Origin of the sequence: Pseudomonas sp. HN8-3 (assembly GCF_020790195.1) — a bacterium.
In the GTDB taxonomy this organism is placed as follows: Bacteria; Pseudomonadota; Gammaproteobacteria; order Pseudomonadales; family Pseudomonadaceae; genus Aquipseudomonas; species Aquipseudomonas synxantha_A.
Genome location: NZ_CP086206.1, coordinates 4,459,832 through 4,477,860 on the forward strand (window position 1 = coordinate 4,459,832; position 18,029 = coordinate 4,477,860).

General features: G+C 59.4%; 16 protein-coding genes. 6 read left to right on the plus strand and 10 right to left on the minus strand.

The features are described from left to right. Positions 1-483 precede the first annotated feature (483 nt). Positions 484-2,148, plus strand: coding sequence for an electron transfer flavoprotein-ubiquinone oxidoreductase (locus LJX92_RS19770; RefSeq protein ID WP_032879883.1), 1,665 nt, complete (start codon positions 484-486; stop codon positions 2,146-2,148). A gap of 107 nt (positions 2,149-2,255) precedes the next feature. Here the strand turns inward: LJX92_RS19770 and LJX92_RS19775 are convergent, their stop codons facing one another. After that, on the minus strand, positions 2,256-4,643 hold the full coding sequence (locus tag LJX92_RS19775; protein ID WP_228308851.1) for a hypothetical protein: 2,388 nt from the start codon (positions 4,641-4,643) through the stop codon (positions 2,256-2,258). A 166-nt stretch (positions 4,644-4,809) separates the two neighbouring features. Beyond that, positions 4,810-5,703 carry an AraC family transcriptional regulator gene (locus LJX92_RS19780; protein ID WP_005790482.1) on the minus strand — a complete coding sequence of 298 codons (894 nt, stop codon included), beginning with the start codon at positions 5,701-5,703 and terminating at the stop codon, positions 4,810-4,812. A 183-nt stretch (positions 5,704-5,886) separates the two neighbouring features. Between LJX92_RS19780 and LJX92_RS19785 the strand changes: the two genes are divergently transcribed. Continuing rightward, complete coding sequence (locus tag LJX92_RS19785; RefSeq protein WP_228308852.1) at positions 5,887-6,939, plus strand: NAD(P)-dependent alcohol dehydrogenase; 1,053 nt, start codon at positions 5,887-5,889, stop codon at positions 6,937-6,939. Here the strand turns inward: LJX92_RS19785 and LJX92_RS19790 are convergent, their stop codons facing one another. The 6 genes from LJX92_RS19790 to LJX92_RS19815 all read right to left on the minus strand — a co-directional run bounded on the left by LJX92_RS19790 (position 6,940) and on the right by LJX92_RS19815 (position 12,875). After that, complete coding sequence (locus LJX92_RS19790) at positions 6,940-7,743, minus strand: IclR family transcriptional regulator (protein WP_228308853.1); 804 nt, start codon at positions 7,741-7,743, stop codon at positions 6,940-6,942. It lies immediately after the preceding gene. A gap of 186 nt (positions 7,744-7,929) precedes the next feature. Then, positions 7,930-8,895 carry an L-arabinose ABC transporter permease AraH gene (araH, locus tag LJX92_RS19795; protein WP_005790489.1) on the minus strand — a complete coding sequence of 322 codons (966 nt, stop codon included), beginning with the start codon at positions 8,893-8,895 and terminating at the stop codon, positions 7,930-7,932. A 20-nt stretch (positions 8,896-8,915) separates the two neighbouring features. Then, positions 8,916-10,415 (minus strand): L-arabinose ABC transporter ATP-binding protein AraG, encoded by a 1,500-nt coding sequence (gene araG, locus LJX92_RS19800; RefSeq protein ID WP_228308854.1) that lies wholly within the window; start codon positions 10,413-10,415, stop codon positions 8,916-8,918. After that, a complete protein-coding gene (locus tag LJX92_RS19805) occupies positions 10,412-11,392 on the minus strand; it encodes a substrate-binding domain-containing protein (protein WP_228308855.1) in 981 nt (326 codons plus the stop codon). Before LJX92_RS19805 ends, araG begins: the two co-directional genes overlap by 4 nt. A gap of 32 nt (positions 11,393-11,424) precedes the next feature. Further along, positions 11,425-12,246, minus strand: coding sequence for an SDR family oxidoreductase (locus LJX92_RS19810; RefSeq protein ID WP_148854166.1), 822 nt, complete (start codon positions 12,244-12,246; stop codon positions 11,425-11,427). Between the two features lie 149 nt (positions 12,247-12,395). Then, the gene (locus LJX92_RS19815) at positions 12,396-12,875 is read right to left on the minus strand and encodes a GNAT family N-acetyltransferase (RefSeq protein ID WP_057704631.1); all 480 of its coding nucleotides are present in this window, start codon (positions 12,873-12,875) and stop codon (positions 12,396-12,398) included. Positions 12,876-13,064: 189 nt separating this feature from the next. Here LJX92_RS19815 and LJX92_RS19820 point away from each other — a divergent pair, with 189 nt between their 5' ends. From LJX92_RS19820 to LJX92_RS19835, 4 genes are all read left to right on the plus strand, one after another. Beyond that, positions 13,065-14,261 (plus strand): MFS transporter, encoded by a 1,197-nt coding sequence (locus LJX92_RS19820; protein WP_228308856.1) that lies wholly within the window; start codon positions 13,065-13,067, stop codon positions 14,259-14,261. A gap of 85 nt (positions 14,262-14,346) precedes the next feature. Beyond that, positions 14,347-14,685 carry a hypothetical protein gene (locus LJX92_RS19825; protein WP_005790501.1) on the plus strand — a complete coding sequence of 113 codons (339 nt, stop codon included), beginning with the start codon at positions 14,347-14,349 and terminating at the stop codon, positions 14,683-14,685. 51 nt (positions 14,686-14,736) lie between these two features. Continuing rightward, a complete protein-coding gene (locus LJX92_RS19830) occupies positions 14,737-15,003 on the plus strand; it encodes a hypothetical protein (RefSeq protein WP_005790502.1) in 267 nt (88 codons plus the stop codon). A 48-nt stretch (positions 15,004-15,051) separates the two neighbouring features. Beyond that, a complete protein-coding gene (locus tag LJX92_RS19835) occupies positions 15,052-15,432 on the plus strand; it encodes a hypothetical protein (RefSeq protein ID WP_032879873.1) in 381 nt (126 codons plus the stop codon). A 116-nt stretch (positions 15,433-15,548) separates the two neighbouring features. On the opposite strand, the gene LJX92_RS19840 is transcribed toward LJX92_RS19835, so the two are convergent. Next, positions 15,549-16,466, minus strand: a complete 918-nt coding sequence (locus LJX92_RS19840) for a PfkB family carbohydrate kinase (RefSeq protein WP_032879871.1) — start codon at positions 16,464-16,466, stop codon at positions 15,549-15,551. Next, positions 16,459-17,925 carry a purine-cytosine permease family protein gene (locus LJX92_RS19845; protein WP_216091980.1) on the minus strand — a complete coding sequence of 489 codons (1,467 nt, stop codon included), beginning with the start codon at positions 17,923-17,925 and terminating at the stop codon, positions 16,459-16,461. The genes LJX92_RS19840 and LJX92_RS19845 overlap by 8 nt, the downstream gene beginning before the upstream one ends. Positions 17,926-18,029: the final 104 nt, after the last annotated feature.

Consider the following 18,029-nt stretch of genomic DNA (forward strand, 5'->3'; position numbering starts at 1 on the left):
GATTCCTCGTTACTCTCCGGTGAAAAGAAAGTCGCCTAGGCGAACCTGGCGGTTGATGCTCATCGGCACACAAGGGCACCTCCAAAGACCTCGGCAGTGGCCTTGCACACGGGAAAATGATGACCGTTCGTCAGCGGTGACTGAGAGGTCATTCTTTATCGCGGCGTGTAAACTGCACACCAGCTTACCTTTGGACGTGCTCTTGAAACCTGCAGTCTGCCTACGGGAAGCGCGAAACCGACCGTATCTTGACCGGAACGCCTATTCTGGTCAATACGGCAAAATGGTCAGTCATAAGCCCCGTTGCTTTGATTTACCTAGGCTGCGGGCAATTCAAACAAACGTTTGTATTGGACGCTGCCAGTGGTCTATATATAATGCGCCACCTAGAGAGACAGGTGGGTCGTGCCGTTGTGCATGACGCTACCGAACCTCCACCCATTAGAAAAAAAAGCCTGTTGAGCCTTGAGTAGGAGATAGCCTGTGGAACGCGAATACATGGAATTCGACGTGGTCATCGTCGGCGCCGGCCCGGCTGGCCTGTCTGCCGCCTGCCGACTGAAGCAGAAGGCCGCCGAAGCCGGTAAGGAAATCAGCGTCTGCGTGGTCGAGAAAGGCTCCGAAGTCGGCGCCCACATCCTCTCCGGTGCCGTGTTTGAACCCCGCGCCCTGAACGAACTGTTCCCGGACTGGAAAGCGCTCGGCGCCCCGCTCAACACCCCGGTGGTGCGCGATGACATCTATGTACTGCGCAGCGGCGATACTTCCACCAAGGTTCCCGACTTCTTTGTGCCCAAGACCATGCACAACGAAGGCAACTACATCATTTCCCTGGGCAACCTGTGCCGCTGGCTGGCCCAGCAGGCCGAAAACCTGGGCGTGGAAATCTACCCAGGCTTCGCCGCCCAGGAAGCCCTGTTCGATGAAAACGGCGTGGTGCGCGGGATCATCACTGGCGACCTCGGCGTCGACCGCGAAGGCAAGCCCAAAGACGGCCTGTATACCCCAGGTATGGAGCTGCGTGGCAAATACACTCTGTTCGCCGAGGGTTGCCGTGGACACATCGGCAAGCAACTGATCCAGCGCTTCAACCTGGACAGCGACGCCGACGCCCAGCACTACGGCATCGGCCTCAAGGAAATCTGGGAAATCGATCCAGCCAAGCACCAGCCAGGCCTGGTGGTGCACACCGCCGGTTGGCCGCTGGACATCATGGGTAACGAGAACACCGGTGGCTCGTTCCTCTATCACCTGGAAAACAATCAAGTCGTGGTCGGTCTGATCGTCGACCTGTCCTACAGCAATACCTTCCTTTCGCCCTTCGATGAATTCCAGCGCCTCAAGCACCACCCGGTGCTGGCCCAATACCTGGAAGGCGGCAAGCGGGTCAGCTACGGCGCCCGCGCGATCTGCAAAGGCGGGTTGAACTCGTTGCCAAAGATGGTCTTCAAGGGCGGTGCACTGATCGGTTGCGACCTCGGCACCCTGAACTTCGCCAAGATCAAGGGCAGCCACACCGCCATGAAGTCCGGCATGCTCGCCGCCGACGCCGTGGCCGACCGCCTGTTTGCCGAATCCGAAGGGGGTGATGAACTGACCGCGTATGTCGACAGCTTCAAAGCCAGCTGGCTGTACGAAGAACTGTTCGCCAGCCGCAATTTCGGCCCGGCCGTGCACAAGTTCGGCGCGATCATCGGCGGCGGTTTCAACTGGCTCGACCAGAACATTTTCGGCGGCAAGATTCCTTTCACCCTGCACGACACCAAGCCGGACTACGCCTGCCTGAAGCTGGCCAAAGACAGCCAGAAGATCGCCTACCCCAAACCCGACGGCAAGCTGAGCTTCGACAAACTGAGCTCGGTGTTCATCTCCGGTACCAACCATGAAGAAGAACAGCCGTGCCACCTGAAGCTCAAAGACCCGAGCATCCCGATCGGCACCAACTTGCCGCTCTACGATGAACCGGCACAGCGTTACTGCCCGGCCGGCGTGTATGAGGTGGTGACCAAGGAGGACGGCGAGAAGCGCTTCCAGATCAACGCCCAGAACTGCGTGCACTGCAAGACCTGTGACATCAAGGACCCTTCGCAGAACATTACCTGGGTGACGCCGGAAGGTGCGGGCGGGCCGACTTACCCGAATATGTAAGGCCGCTCGAATAGTGGTTCTACGATCAGGCTGCACCGGCTGAATCAATGGCTTCTTCGATTCAGCCGGTGGACGCGCTGTCAGCGGTGTTGAAATCGCTGATCGGCTCAACTGACGGCATTGGTTTTCAACGACTCCAACAATTCGACCATTTCTTCAAAAGATTGGTTATCCGGTTGAATCTGTTCCCTGAGCTCCCAAATACTGTAGCGGTCATCGGACTGTGCCAGGTTAACCCCTGCCGTCTTCGCCGAACCAAAATCCACCGGATAACACTTGCGAGTATTGGCGTCGTAAAGAATATTCCTTGCGGCCAAATCATTGTGAGCAATGCCGGCGTTTTCCAATTCGACCAGCATATTCAACACGCTGGCTGATAAGCCCTCTGGCAAGGCTTTATCCCCGGCCATCAGTTGCTCAAGCGATTCTCCCGGCACTTTGGGCATACGCATATAGGAAACGGTGTCAGCAGCATTGCTGCCAAGGAACGTCGCACGCTGTTCTCCATAATATCGGTTAAATAACGCCACCTCATTTTTCATATCGGCAATGCGCTTGGCAGCCGGTAAAGGGAACGTTACTTTGATCACATAGTCAGCACCGTCCGGGTCGGCATACACCATCGCATGGGAGCCAAACCCGACGGGGTATTTCAATCGTCCCTCAAGTTCATCCAGCCCACCGCCCGTGACTCCTCTTCGACGCCAAACACCCTGAGCATCGGGCTTGGCAACAATGGCGCTACTGGCCAACTGGTCGGGGTCATGTGGATCGACTACACGCAAAATGTAATGCGTGCCGTCCCCGGCATCAGGGGCATTGGCGACGTAATAGGGTCTGCCACCTAACTCGATTTCCCGCATACCTGGAAAAGAAGCGCCAGCATTGGGCGCTCTCATCAATTGCAGGTCGTTTGTCTGTGAGTCAAGTTCCCAGCGGTAGTGTTGGGCGGCAGTGCTATTGGTTAACGAGGGTTCTCCCAACTCTACATTTGCCTTCGCCATGGCAATTTCATGGGCCAGTTGCAAACCTGAGATCACCGCTGCGGCACCGCCGGCTACTCGATCATTTTGCGTCATGCCATCAACGGCGTCATGAACCCCGAAGACAATGTTGCCGGTGTTACCGATGATGGGCAGGTAACCGAAGGTATTGCCCCAAAATTCTTTCGCGGCTTTCCAGTTCTGCTGCGACGCACCAAAGACCTCAGTCTGGTCGGCCCACCTTGCGTCTTTTGCGTTAACAGCCTGAAAGTGAGAGGCAATGCCGCTCTTCAGATCGCCAAACTTCAGGTAATAATCGCTGTCTCTCGATTGGGTGTAATTGAATGTCTCCCGAACGGGTACGGCCCTATCCGCAAGCAGATTTTTTCTGCCTGGGAAGGTGGCGCTATTACCGTGAATAAGCGCCCCCAGAACATAGTCTGCCCTTGGCCAATGCGCGTCTGTGCCGCCTTGCCGGTCACGGGCGTTGAAACTGTTCTGCACATGAGCACGATTTCTTTCAGCCCATTTGGCAAAGTCATCATCCCCGTGCAATTCACTGACAGTGCCGCGTCTCAAATCGACCATTAAGCCTTTATCAGGTCGATGGTCATAATCACCGTGATAATGGACATAAGGAACAAAGGCATAACCTGCCAGAGAGTAACCGTATATATTTGGAACAACGACGTTTCCATTGTCCTCAAGTGTACGAATGATGGCTTTCTGGCCCGCCGGCGTAAGCTGACTGAACGTAGCCTTGTCGTCATGCAGACCTTGCAATGTCCCCTTGAGCACATAGGCGTCCGCTTTCCCCGAGCGCTCTGCTAGCTTGCCCTCAGGGTCGCGCATCGGCTTGGCTATTTCTTGCTCCCAATGACGTTGAAGTACGCTGCCCAGGGCCTCAAGTTCGTTGATCATATCCTTGGCCTGCGCATTGATATGCATGCCTTGGGCGTTCAACTGCCCCCCCGGCGCCACTTTATCGTGCTTCAACGCACCGGCTGCAATTTGCCATGCCAAGTAGGTGCGTTCATCCTGATTAGTCAGATGCGAGACACCATTGAGTTCCTTGACGTAAGACTGGAACGTCACCGTGATTTTTTGATGTGGGTCGTACCCCGCCGCCAGCAATCCACCGCTGAAATAACCTGCAGGCTCCAAGAACGGACGCAGGTGCTGGAATCTGATATTGCGTTGGCCTTCGTCGCCAGTTTCCATAGTCCGTATCTGCGCAACAACGCGACTAGCATAGGCATTGATTCGCCGTTCACGCTCGCCAAACGTATACCTTGCGGTAGGCGGTGTTACATCGAGCGAGCCGTAAATTACACCCTTGGAAAAATCAAGTTCGTGACTCGGGTCAGGGGCGACTGTCGTGTTGTTGACAACACTCACTTTCATGCCTGCCGAACCGTTAACCTCACCTGCGGTTACAGGGTTTGCAGGCAGTGCAGAAACGGATTGCTGAGTGCTGATAAGCATCGTATGAGTGAGGGGCTGAACTTTCACGCGCACTACCTCCTTGGTCCCAGACGCTAATTCGCCTGGTGCAATCGTGAGTGCATAACGAGCCAGAGCAGTTCCGTTGCCACCGCGCTGAAACAGTTATCAGGTATTGCCTCCCTATTCGATGTTCATGCAAGCAAGGCTTATCTGGCAGGCGTACCTGGCAGACTCAGGCGGCTCGCTCTTCACCAGGGTTACGCAAAAAGTAACGCTTATATTCGCGACTGAACTGCGACGTACTCTGGTACCCCACGCTGTGCGCCGCCTGCGCCACGCTCATGCCCTCCACCAGCAGCAACTGTTGGGCCTTCAATAGTCGCAGGCGCTTGAGGTACTGCACCGGCGACAACAAGGTGCAACGCTTGAAATGTTCATGAAAGGTCGACGCACTCATGTGCGCATACCCGGCCAGCGTCTCGATATTCAGCGGTTCGGCATAATGGGCATGCAGGTGATTCAATGAGGTGGCGATGCGCGAAAACTGCCCCTGTTGTTCCACCAATGCACGCAGCACATCCGCCTGCGGCCCGCGCAAGGCGGTGAACAACAATTCGCGCACCCGCGCCGGGCCCATGATCCGGCTTTCCAGCGGATCGTGCAGGCACTGCAACAGCCGTTCGACGCATCCACGCATGACGTCATCGAGCACCACCGAACTCATCGACTCCAACGTCTGCGCCGTAGGCGGCGGCCCGGCCTGCATACCCATCGCAATCACCAACTCGCCCAACACCACCCGGTCGATGCCCACCGTCACGCCATACAGCGGCGCATCGGGCGCCATGGCAAAAGTCTCGCACTCGAACGGCACCGGCATCGCCTGGATCAGATAGTGCCCGGCGCCATACTCCAGGGTACGCGGGCCCAGGTACGCGACTTTGCTGCCTTGGGCCACGAACATCAGGCTCGGCTCGTAGATCTGTGGCCCACGCGCCACATCGCAACTGGCGCGCAATACCTTTACACCGGGCAGATGAGTCGGGGAAAAACCGTCGCGGGATGCAAGGCCCTCAATCAAGGCGACCAGGGTGGCATTGGCATCGAGATGGCGGGTCAGCAACATGGCAAAAAACTTCGCGAATTAGGGATGAGAGCATCATCGCAGGTCTGGCGACCAATACATCCAAACTTGAGGCAGTGTCGGACGAATAGGCATGAGACTCGGAGCAATCGCCATGGCCGCCGGTGCGCTCGGTACGCAGAATGGCTCGCCTCACTTGTCATTGCTTTTTTGCGAGGTTTCTTCATGTACACCGCCATCGGTTATGCCGCCCAGTCGGCCACCACTCCCCTCGCCCCTATGTCGTTTGAACGCCGCAGCCCGCGTGTCGATGACGTGGCCATCGAGATCCTCTACTGCGGCGTGTGCCACTCCGATATCCACCAGGCTCGCAACGAGTGGGGCATTGCCGTGTACCCGCTGATGCCGGGCCATGAAATTGTCGGTAAGGTCACCGCCGTCGGCGGCAACGTCACCGCGCATAAAGTCGGTGATCTGGTTGGCGTGGGCTGCATGGTGGATTCGTGCCGCCACTGCGAAGCCTGCCAGTCAGACCTTGAGCAATACTGCCTCGAAGGCCCGACCATGACCTACGCCACCCCGGACCGCGTGGATGGCAGCAACACCATGGGCGGCTACTCCGACAGCATCGTAGTCAGCGAACACTTCGTGGTGAAGATCCCGGCCAAGCTCGACCTGGCCAGCGCTGCGCCGATCCTGTGTGCAGGCATCACCACGTACTCGCCGCTCAAGCACTACGGTGTGAAGGCCGGCGACAAAGTCGGGATTCTCGGCATGGGCGGCCTGGGCCATATGGGCATCAAGTTCGCCAAGGCCATGGGCGCCGAGGTGACGCTGTTCACACGCTCGGCGAGCAAGGCTGAGGAAGGCCGCCGTCAGGGCGCCGACCATGTGATCGTGTCCACCGATGCCGAGCAGATGAAAGCCGCTGCCGGGCACTTCGACTTCCTGCTCGACACCATCCCGGTGCAGCACGACCTGAACCCCTACCTCGATGTACTGCGCTTTGACGGCGTGCATATCCTGGTCGGCCTGATCGAGCCGGTAGACCCGCCCGTCAACGCCGCGAAACTGGTGCTGGGCCGTAAAGTGCTGGCCGGTTCGCTCATCGGCGGCATTGCCGAAACCCAGGAAGTCCTGGATTTCTGCGCCGAGCACAACATCACCTGCGACATCGAAATGCTCGACATCCGCCAGATCAACGAGGCTTACACGCGCATGATCGCCGGTGACGTGAAGTACCGCTTCGTTATCGACATGGCGAGCCTCAAAGCCTGATCAGGCTTTGGCGCCCAACTCCGCTGACAGCCGGGCTGCGACCTGTTTGATCACAGGGATCAGCTCGGCCATTTTCTCCAGCGGCATGTAGGGCACGGTACTGGCGATGCTGATGCCGGCGACAATTCGCCCGCCGGCATCGCGCACCGGTGCGGCCACACAGCGGATCGACGGTTCGTTGTCTTCCAGGTCGAACGCATACCCGCCCGCTACATACTCGCCCATGCGCTGTTCGAACTGCGCCCAGGATTGCTCCGGGTGCTGCGGCCATTGCAGGCTTTTGCCCGTCGCCGGCAAGCTGGCGTGGTACAGGCGCTGCCACTCCTGCGGCGAATCATCCAGCAACAACGCCTTACCGATACCGGTGCGCGCCAGCGGCATACGGTGGCCGACCCGCGAGCGCATTTCCGGGCCATTGCGGCCAGGGTTCTTGTGCAGGTAAAGCACATCGTCGTATTCACGGATCGCCAGGTGGATGGTGTCGCCGGTGAGCGCCGACAGCTCGTCCAGATAGGGTACCGCCAGGCTTACCAACGGTAGCTCTTCGCGGGCCTGGAAGCCCAGCTCGATCAACTTTGGCCCCAGCAGGTAACCAACCTGCGGCACCACGCGCAGGTAACGCTCCTCGACCAGGCAACTGGCCAGGCGGTGGGTAGTGCTACGGGTAGTGCCGATACGCCGGGCAATCTCTTTCAGATCCCGCGCACCAGCCGCCACCGCGTGCACCACGCCCAGGCCACGCAACAGGGTTTGGGTACCGGTGGGGGCGGCGTCTTTGACGAGGGTGTGGGCGTTTTCCTGCATATCGGGCCTATGTGGTAGTACGAAAACGAGCGGCATTATGGCAAATACCGCCCTCCTGAACACAGGAGATCCAAGGTGGGAGCTGGCTTGCCTGCGATGGCGGTGGGTCAGTTAAAGATAGGCTGGCTGACAGCCCGCTATCGCAGGCAAGCCAGCTCCCACAGTTTAATCTTCACAGGGCGAACATTAGCGTTGCTTCATGCGGTCGATGATGACCGCCAGCAGCAGGATCGAACCCCGGATCACATACTGGTAAAACGTGTCGATGTTCTTCAGGTTCATCGCGTTCTCGATGATCGCCAGGATCAGCACCCCGGCAATCACATGGCGAATCATGCCGATGCCGCCGCTCAGCGATACCCCGCCCAGCACGCACGCAGAGATCACCGTCAGCTCGAAACCCTGGCCGATCATCGGCTGGCCCGAGGTCATGCGCGACGCGAGAATCACCCCGGCCAATGCGCCGATCAAACCGTGCACGGCAAAGATGATGATCTTGGTGCGATCGACATTCACCCCGGCCAGCAGCGCGGCTTCCTGATTACCACCAATGGCCATGGTGTTGCGCCCATAGGTGGTGTAATTGAGCAGCCAACCGAAGAACACGAAACACAGCACAGTGATGATGATTGGCACCGGTACGCCCATCAGTTGGCCATTGCCGAATACGAAGAAATCTTCATTCATCACCCCCACTGCCTTGCCGTTGGAGAAGATGTACGCCAGGCCGCGCACGATCTGCATGGTCGCCAAGGTGGCAATCAACGCATTGATGCGCAGCTTGGCAATCACGATGCCGTTGATCAGCCCCACCACCAGCCCCATGGCCAGTGCCGCCGACACGCCGAGTACTACGCTGTCGGTGTCACGGATCACGATGCCCGCCACCACCCCGGCACAAGCGATCACCGACCCCACTGACAAGTCGAAGTGCCCCGACGCCAGGCAGAACAGCATGGTGCACGCGGCGATGCCCACCGTGGATATCGCCAGCCCCAGGCCGCGCATGTTCAGTGGCGAAAGGAAGTTGTCGATAAATACCGCGCTGAGTACAAAGATGCTCAACGCTGCCAGCAGCATCACCCAGTCGTCGAGAAACTTGCGCTGGTTGAACCCCGGCCAGAAACCCTTTGCAGTTTTAACTTCAGACATAGCCAACCCCTCTTATTTCTTCAAGCCCGCGAACGCGGGAGCGCCAGTTGCAACAGGCGCGCTTCATCCGCTTGGGCGCGGGGCAGTTCACCGCTCAGGGCGCCTTCGCTCATCACCAGGATGCGGTCGGAAATGCCCATCACCTCCATCAGGTCGCTGGACACCACGATCACCGCTATGCCGCTGGCCGCCAGGTTATGGATGATCTGGTAAATCTCCGACTTGGCACCGATGTCGATACCGCGGGTGGGCTCGTCCAGCAGCAGGACCTTCATCGGCATCGACAGCCAGCGGCCAAGAATGGCTTTCTGCTGGTTGCCGCCGGAGAGGTACAGGATCTTCTGCGCCGCGTTCGGGGTTTTGACCCGCATCGCCTGGATCTGCCGGTCGGCGTTAGCTTTCTCCCAGCCGTCGCGCAACAGCCAGCCAAAGGTGGAGTGCGCATCCCGGGCACTGATGTTGATGTTTTCGGCGACGCTGCCCAGCGGGATGATGCCTTCCTTTTTGCGATCCTCCGGGCACAGCAAGATACCGGCGGCGATGGCGTCGCGGGGTGAGCGCAATTGCAGGGCTTGCCCGCACAGCTGCAGGCTGCCGGCGCTGGCGCGCTCCAGGCCACTGAGCAGGCGAAACAGCTCGGTGCGCCCTGCCCCCACCAGCCCGAACAGCCCAAGGACCTCGCCCTTGCGCACCTCAAAGCTGATCGGCTCGCGCAGGCCCGGGCCGAGCAGGCCGTCTACCTTGAGCGCCACTTCGCCGTGCTCGCGCGGGCGGTAGTCGTAGATGTCCTGGATATCGCGACCGACCATGCAGGTCACCAACTGGTCGTGGGTCAGCGTGCTCATGTCCTCGAACGTGCGCACGTAGCGACCGTCCTTGAACACCGTCACCGCATCGCAGATACGGAACACTTCTTCCATGCGGTGCGACACGTAGAGCACCACTTTGCCCTCGTCGCGCAGGCGCGCAATGATTGCCATCAGCCGGTCGATTTCCCGCGCCGACAAACTGCTGGTGGGCTCATCGAAGGCGATCACGTTGGCACCGCGGGACAACGCCTTGGCGATTTCCACCAGTTGGCGCTGGCCCAGGGACAGGCGCCCGAGCTTCTCGTCGGGGTCGATCTCATCGGCCAGGCCCTTGAGACATGCCAGCGCCTGCTGGCGCAGCACGCCGCGGTTGACCACACCCAAACGCGTCGGCAAGTGCCCGAGGAACAGGTTCTCGGCCACGCTCATTTCCGGCACCAAATGCAGTTCCTGGTGGATCACCGCGACACCGTTGGCGATGCTGTCGGCAGCGCTCTTGAACGCCATGACCTGCGCGCCGATCTGCACGCTGCCGCTGCTGGGAATGTAGGCGCCGCCGAGGATTTTCAGCAGCGTCGACTTGCCCGCACCGTTCTCGCCCATCAGGGCATGCACCTGCCCGGGGTGGGCAGTGAAGCTGATGCCGTCCAGCGCCTTGACCCCGGGAAAGGTTTTGCCGATAGCGTCAAAACGCAGGGCCGCAGCGGTCATTTCCACAACCCGATTTTGGTCAACTCTTCCTTGAAGTTCTCGCGGGTGATCAGGGTGACTTCGTCCATGGCGGTGTACTTCGGTGGTTCAGTGCCTTTGGTGACCCACTCGTACATCATCAGTGCGGTGTTATAGCCCTCGATGTGCGGGCTCGGCAGCATGGAGCCGAAGAAACCGCTGTCGGCTTTCTTCAATTCGCCGATGGCGTCGGTGCCATTAATGCCGATGCCGATCACGTTGGCGGCCTTGAAGCCGGCGCTTTCAGTGGCGCGCACGCCGCCGAGCACGGTGTTGTCGTTCATGCCGCCGATGATCAGGTTTTTAGCGCCGCCGGGCAGCTTGACCAGGGCCGAGTTGGTGGCGTCCATGCTGCCAGGCACGTCAAGAGTCTTGAGGGCAGCGGTGAGGATGTGATCCTTGGGGATGCCGGCTTCTTCCAGGGACTTGATCGAGCCGTCAGTGCGCTTTTTACCGGTATCGAGCTCGTTGAAGGTGTTGATCACCGCGTAAGTGTCCTTCCAGTCCCAACCGCGTTTTTTCGCTTCGGCGGCCATGGCGGCCCCTTGTTTCTGGCCCACTTCAAACGCGGCCATGCCCAGGTACGGCACGTCTTCCATGAAGTTGCCCTTGGCATCGACAAAGCGGTCATCCACGGCCATGACTTTCAGGCCATTGACCTTGGCCTTGGCGACAATGGCCGGGCCCAGGGACACGTCCGGTGGGCAGATCACAAAGCCCTTGGCACCGTTGGCGGCGAGGCTGTCGATGGCCGAGAGGGTTTTCTCGCCGTCGGGCACGGCGATCTTGATCACGGTGAAGCCATGCTCCTTGCCGGCTTTTTCGGCGAAGGCCCATTCAGTCTGGAACCACGGCTCTTCGGCCTGCTTGACCAAAAAACCGATCTTCACTTCTTCAGCCGATACAAAGCCGCTGAACACCATCGCCAGCGCTACAGCGCCAAGAGTCTTCTTGAACATGAACCACCTCTTTCTTGTTATTGGAAAACGATTTAGTCGTGGTACATCACCGAACGCCCGCCATCGATCATCAGGCACGTGGCATTGATAAAGGGTGCCTCGTCGGTCGCCAGGAACAGCGCGGTCATCGCCACCTCAATGGGTTGGCCGATGCGCTTGGGCGGGTGCAGGTCAAACGCGCGCTGGCGTTCGGCGTGGGGGTCGGGGAAGCCGTTCCAGTAGTCGACGTTAAGCTGGGTTTCGATATAGCCCGGGGCGATAGCGTTTACGCGGATACCCTTGGGCGCGTATTCGATGCCCAGGGCACGAGTGAGGCCGAGCAGGCCATGCTTGGCGACAGGATAAGGAAAGCAGCCGGGGATGATGTGGCTGGAATGGGTGGAGGCAATATTGATGATGTTGCCGATGCCCTGCTCGATCATGTGCGGCAGCACCGCACGGCAACCGTACCAGGCGCCATCAAGGTCGATGGCGAAACAGCGGCGCCAATCCTCGTCGGTCATTTCCAGCGGGTCGCGAAACACATTGACCCCGGCGCAGTTGACCAGTACGTCCACCCGGCCAAAGCGCTCGATGGCGAGATTGACCAGCGCCTGCCATTGCTCTTTGGAGGTGATATCTACAGGTTGTGCGCAAATCTCGGCGCCACGTTCGCGCCAACAAGCGGCTACTTTCTCGACTTTTTCACCCTGGATGTCCGCAATCACCAGTCGCGCCTGCTGGGCCTGGAAGCAAGCCACGATCGCCTCGCCAATACCTTGCGCAGCGCCGGTGATGATCACCACCTTGTTCTTCAGCCGCTCGCCGTAAGTCGGCTCGGGCACGGCAGGTAGGGACAACGGTTGTGCCTGCATCGCTTCACCTGTTTTATTTTTGGTAGTGAGTGCTGATGCAGGCGACTATAAACCCAGACCTTGAAATATCTCAATATATAAATTTGCATCCCATATTGTGAGCGAAAGCAAAAAAAAACCGGCCATTGATAGCCGGTTTGGAATGTCGGTCAGCCTTGGGCAAAATCCCTCAGTGCATCGCCTTCCATGCGATAGCGCACCCACTCCTCCTGAGGCTGGGCACCGATGGATTTGTAGAAGGCAATCGCTGGTTCATTCCAGTCCAGCACGCTCCACTCGAAACGCCCACAGCCGTTATCGCAGGCGATCTTCGCCAGGTGGCGCAACAGCTTCTTGCCCGCTCCGCCGCCGCGTTGTTCCGGGTTGATATACAAGTCTTCCAGGTACAGGCAGTTGCTGCCCAGCCAGGTGGAGTAGCTGAAAAAGAACACGGCAAAACCAATCGGCAAACCGTCGCGCAGGCAGATCAGGCCATGGGCGGTAGCGCCCTCGCTGAACAGGCTGCGCTCGATATCCACCACGCTGGCGATCACTTCGTGCCGGGCTTTCTCATATTCGGCAAGCTCGGTGATGAAACTCAGGATCTGCGCAGCATCGCTGGGTACGGCGGGGCGAATCTCGATGGTCATGGGCGCGCCTTGGGCAATTTCAAAGCCCACATACTAAGGCGGTTTGATGACCGATTGCAGCGCAATTTCATGCCGACCGAAGTGTTTTTACTCCGCCCCAGAGTAATGCCAGCACCAGTAATCACAGAACAATCCCCATGAGCGCCCATGGTAAACAAGCGGCATAATTCCAACATTCAGGTCCTGCTCATGCCCGCCACGTCTCCAGTTGGCGCGAAGACATTCGCGCTGTTCTGCCTCGCCAGTTTCTTATTGTCGCTGTCCTACGGCTCGACCTTTTTGCTGTCGCTGCTGATTCATTCACGCGGCGGCAACGAGCACGACGCCGGCAGTATCATTGCCACGGCAATGCTCAGCACTTTTGTGGCGGTGGTCGTTTCCGGGCACCTGGCGGATGCGCTGGGCGCAGCGCGAGCGATTGCGGGCACGGGTGTAATGCTGGTGGTGGCCTGCCTCGGGTTTGCCCTGTCCCCCGGGTTTGGCCAGGGCCTGATGCTGTTCGGGTTATCCCTGGGCTTGGGCTGGGGCGTGTTCTATACCCTGGGGCCGATCATCGTGACGCTGCTGGTGCAACCCCAGCAGCGCGCCAAGTATTTTGCCCTGCTGTCCGGCAGCATGTTGAGCGGGATCGGTTCCGGCCCGTTGCTCGGGCGCGCCGCCACCGCGCTGGGCTTGCCCCTGACGACAGCGTTCTACATTGCCGGGTTGGCCAGCCTTGCCGGGGTTGTGATGTTCTGGCGCATGGGCGCGCAGTTCAAACAGCATGCAAACGTGCCGGCGTCGAAGATTACCTGGACAGCAAGCCGCCGCGTGCTGACGTCCAAGGCAGCGTTCGCGATCTTGATGGTCGGCCTGGGTGGCTGCGTGTTTGGTGGGTTGTCGTCATTCCAGACCAGCTATGCGCTGGCCCATCAGCTGGATTATTCACTGTTCTTCGCAGGTTTCCTGACTGCTGCGATTACCAGCCGGCTATTGATCGCCGGCTTTGTGGTCAAGCGTGATGCCTATCAGGCTGCGTGCGTATTGTCCGGCGTCATGTTTGGCGCGGTTGCGCTATTCGCGTTCGGGGTGAGCGGTAACTTCAGCTATCTGGTGGCTGCCGCCACGCTGGGGGTCGGGTATGGCCTGACGTACTCGGTGATCAATGGGCTGGTGGCCAGTGAAGCACCCAGCGGCACCATGTCCCAGGCGTTATTGCTGTTCAGCCTGGCGTACTTTATCGGCGTCTTCGGGTTTCCATGGCTCGCGGGCAAAATGATTGTCGAATTCGGCCTGTCGACGATGCTGTTGAGCGTACTGGTCATCGCCGCACTGAACTGGTCGATCACCGTGGCGCGACTGATCGTGCGGCGAGTATCGATACATAAAGTGATACAGGTGAGCTGATACCGTTCGTCGCCATCAAGGCACGAACAGCAAAGGGTGGCTGACCAATAAAGGGTAAGGACATTAATCATATGGAGACACCCTCATGAAAAATTCCAAATTTGCTGCCCTCGCCCTCACCGGCCTGCTGTCCGCTGCGTCCTTGAGCGCCTTTGCGGCGACTTCGTCGACCGGCCCCACCGACCCGACGCCCGACGCGACGACTGAATCGCAGAAATCCATGGGCACTGGCCTGGATACCAACGGCGGCGCGATCATCGACAACACCAACGGCGCCGACCCTCACACCCAGGGCCATGATACCCAGCGCCAGGCCCCGGCTGCGGTCGGTAACGGCAAAATGGGCCCCTCGGTCAATGAGCCGAAGATCAATAAAGGCGACGACTCGAATCTGCCAGGTGCACCGAAACAGCCAGCGCCTTGATACATCCCTGGCAACACCGACACCCGATCATTTCCCAGTGAAGAGGTACGCATGAACGTCGATAGAAACCTTGAAAAAGAAGTCCTCACCCGCCTGCTGCACGCTCATCCCCAGGGCTTGGGCAAGGAGGTACTGGACAACTACCGCGGTGAGAAAGAAGTCGCCAGTGTCTTGGCGTTTCTGCAAGACCGCGGGCTGATCAAGGATGGGCATGTGACCACCGACGACGCCGGTGAATACTCGTTGAACCTGCCGATCAAGCTCACCGCCTCGGGTGTGGATGAGGCCCGCAAGCTCGACGGTGCAGGCCCTCGGTAAGTCATTTCTGGTCTGGCCCTGCGACCGGGGCCAGAAGGAGTTTTAGCGATGCCTCGTGGAAGCAAAGCCAAATACACCGCCGAACAGAAACGCAAGGCCGCTCATATCGAAGACAGTTATGAGCACAAGGGATTGTCCAAGGAAGAAGCCGAAGCCCGGGCCTGGGCCACCGTCAACAAGCAGTCCGGCGGCGGTGAAAAGGCCGGCGGCTCGGGCCAGCATAAAGCGCCGGCGAAGAAATCCCAGGACCGGCAGGAGTCGGCCAAGCGTGCGGCAGCTAGCCGTGAGGGGCACCCGCGCAGCAGTGGGGCTTCGTTGGGTACGCAAACCAAGGAGGGCCTGATGAAGGAGGCGCGAGCCAAGAACATTCCGGGCCGCTCGACCATGCGTAAACATGAATTGATCCAGGCGTTGAAAAAAGCAGGCTAAACATAGATTCAAAATGTGGGAGGGGGCTTGCCCCCGATTGCGGTGGGCCAGCTATAGATAAGCTGGCTGATACACCGCTATCGGGAGCAAGCCCCCTCCCACATTTTGACGTGTGTTTATTCCCTGAGTAGTGCATCGACCTCGGCAGTGGCAGGTGATGTGGCCGGCCCCCAACGTGTCACCGCCAACGCCGCCGCAGCATTCGCTCGACGCGCCGCCTCGACAGGTTTCAAGCCCTGCGCCAAGCCGGCAATAAACACCCCTGCGTGCGCATCCCCCGCACCGTTGCTGTCGACCGCTTGCACCTTGAAACCGGGTACATGTTCAATTTCAGCCGTGCGCCCTACCCAGCAACCATTGGGCCCATCACGTACGACCAGCAAGGTTTGCGCAGGCAGATGTCGACTCAACTCAGGCAACGCCGCGGCGATCTCAGGGGCACCGGTAAACGCCAGAGCTTCCGGGCCATTGCTGGTCCAGATATCGATACGTGGCAACAACGCACGCATCAAGACTGAATCCGGCGCCTTGACCAGCGGTCCAGGATCGAACACCACTACGATCTCTCGCGGCAGCGCCAGCAGCCAGTCGATCAACGGCTGCGCCTTGCCCTCAAGGAGCAGGCTGTAGCCACTGACGTACACGTAGTCATCGGCGAGCGGGACGATCCTGGCCAAATCTTCGGCACTCAATTCGCCTTCGGCGCCGATATGGGAAATGAACGTACGCTCAGTGGTGGCCTCGGTCAGGGACACACACAAACCAGTGTCCTTCTCGTTGCTCGCAGTCAATGCCATTTCAATCTTTTCAGCCTGCATCGCGGCGCGAGCCAAGTCACCAAACCGGCCATTGCCGTGGCGCCCAAGGTAGACCACCGACATCCCATTGCGCCGCGCCGCCGCCATGACGTTGAAGCCACCGCCCGCTTCGAAACTGGCAGATTTGGCCAGTACGTCACCGCCAGTTGCCGGCAGGGTGTCGAGGGCCATGACCAGGTCGACAATGACCTGGCCGGTATGCAGCAATCTAGGCATGGGTACCCTCTACCAAAGCCGGGCGACGATCAGCCGCGCCGCCCAGTACCGCATAAAGGCCGCCTGCGACCAGGAAGGTGACGACCCAGCCCAGGCCGTTGTGGCCCAACCAGGAGTCGGACAGCGGCCCGGCGAACCAGATATTTTGCGCGGTGGTGCCGATGGTGGTGAAGCAGAACCCCAGCACGATAGCCACGGCCCAGGCGCCGAAGGCACGCCACTCCACACCGCCGCGATACCAGTAAGCGCTGCTCGGACTGACATCCAGCAAGTCCTTGGGGCTGTAGTAATGCCGGTGTATCAGGTCGACCACGAAGATCCCGACCCACGCCGTAATCGGCACCGCCAGCAACGAAATGAAGGTGATGAACGGGCCATAGAAGCTGTCGGCGATCAGCATGAAATAGATGGAACCGGCGAAGATCGCCACGATATCGACAATCACCGCGTGCACGCGCTTGACCTTCAGACCCAGGGTCAGGGTGGTAAGGCCGGCCGAATATACCGACAGATTGTTCGACAGCAACAGCCCGCCGAATGCGGTGATCAGGTAAGGCACCGCCATCCAGGTGGGCAGCATGTCGCGGATCGCGATGATGGGGTCGGTGGCCGACGCCAGGTCGTCGTTACCCACCGACAGCAGGCCACCAAGGGTAATCAGCAACACCAGCGGGATGCCCGCGCCAAAGGCGGCGCTGGCCACCAGGCGCACAGCCTTGACGCTGCGGTGCTGGTAGCGCGACATATCGGCACCGGCGTTGGCCCACCCAATGCCGGTGCCGGCGGCCATGGTGCCGACGCCGATGATCATCGCGCTCAACGGCGCAGGTGTGGCATTGAACACCGCGCTCCAGTCGATAGTGGCACACAGAAAGCCGCCCACCAGGATATTCAAACCGCCAAATACATAGGTGGCCCACTTCTGGATCACCAGCAGCGTGGCGTGGCCGAGGCCGGATACCGCCAGGGTCAGCAGTACAAAGATGGCGATGAAGATCAACGTGAGTACGGGGGCGCTTTTCGCCTCTACCGCCGAACCGAACAGGATCGAACACAAGGACAGCAACACAAAGGCGGCCGTGGTGGTGTTGACGGTTTCCCAACCCAGGCGCGACATCAGCGAGACCACCGTCGGGCCGATATTGCCGCGTACGCCAAAGATAGCGCGGGATAACGTCAGGCTGGGCGCGCGACCACGACGGCCGGCGATGGAGATGATGCCCACTACCGCGAAGGAACCCGCTGCGCCAAGGATTGCGACGATGATCGCCTGCCAGATGGCCAGGCCCCGAAACGCGACCAACGTCGCACCGAGCGGCAAGCCGAGGATGCTGATATTGGCGGCAAACCATACCCAGAACAGTTGCAGCGGATGGCCGTTGCACTCGCCTTCCGGGACCGGCTCGATGCCGCGTGTTTCCAACTGCCCGGCGCTTTGGCCACTAGAGGTGCTGCTCATGAAGGGGTGCTCCTGGTGCCTGTATTGTTGTGGTTGTGGCAGCGAGTCGAATCTTTATGCAGTCTTCCTGACTCAACGCTTTTTAATGTGGGAGCTGGCTTGCC

What these genes read in the sequence shown, in the direction of transcription:
- LJX92_RS19815 (WP_057704631.1), bottom strand. Translation starts at nt 12,875, where the DNA reads ATGACCATCGAGATTCGCCCCGCCGTACCCAGCGATGCTGCGCAGATC.
- LJX92_RS19825 (WP_005790501.1), top strand. Translation starts at nt 14,347, where the DNA reads ATGAAAAATTCCAAATTTGCTGCCCTCGCCCTCACCGGCCTGCTGTCC.
- LJX92_RS19830 (WP_005790502.1), top strand. Translation starts at nt 14,737, where the DNA reads ATGAACGTCGATAGAAACCTTGAAAAAGAAGTCCTCACCCGCCTGCTG.
- LJX92_RS19810 (WP_148854166.1), bottom strand. Translation starts at nt 12,246, where the DNA reads ATGCAGGCACAACCGTTGTCCCTACCTGCCGTGCCCGAGCCGACTTAC.
- araH (WP_005790489.1), bottom strand. Translation starts at nt 8,895, where the DNA reads ATGTCTGAAGTTAAAACTGCAAAGGGTTTCTGGCCGGGGTTCAACCAG.
- LJX92_RS19780 (WP_005790482.1), bottom strand. Translation starts at nt 5,703, where the DNA reads ATGTTGCTGACCCGCCATCTCGATGCCAATGCCACCCTGGTCGCCTTG.
- LJX92_RS19820 (WP_228308856.1), top strand. Translation starts at nt 13,065, where the DNA reads ATGCCCGCCACGTCTCCAGTTGGCGCGAAGACATTCGCGCTGTTCTGC.
- LJX92_RS19805 (WP_228308855.1), bottom strand. Translation starts at nt 11,392, where the DNA reads ATGTTCAAGAAGACTCTTGGCGCTGTAGCGCTGGCGATGGTGTTCAGC.
- LJX92_RS19790 (WP_228308853.1), bottom strand. Translation starts at nt 7,743, where the DNA reads ATGCAGGAAAACGCCCACACCCTCGTCAAAGACGCCGCCCCCACCGGT.
- LJX92_RS19785 (WP_228308852.1), top strand. Translation starts at nt 5,887, where the DNA reads ATGTACACCGCCATCGGTTATGCCGCCCAGTCGGCCACCACTCCCCTC.
- LJX92_RS19840 (WP_032879871.1), bottom strand. Translation starts at nt 16,466, where the DNA reads ATGCCTAGATTGCTGCATACCGGCCAGGTCATTGTCGACCTGGTCATG.
- araG (WP_228308854.1), bottom strand. Translation starts at nt 10,415, where the DNA reads ATGACCGCTGCGGCCCTGCGTTTTGACGCTATCGGCAAAACCTTTCCC.
- LJX92_RS19845 (WP_216091980.1), bottom strand. Translation starts at nt 17,925, where the DNA reads ATGAGCAGCACCTCTAGTGGCCAAAGCGCCGGGCAGTTGGAAACACGC.
- LJX92_RS19835 (WP_032879873.1), top strand. Translation starts at nt 15,052, where the DNA reads ATGCCTCGTGGAAGCAAAGCCAAATACACCGCCGAACAGAAACGCAAG.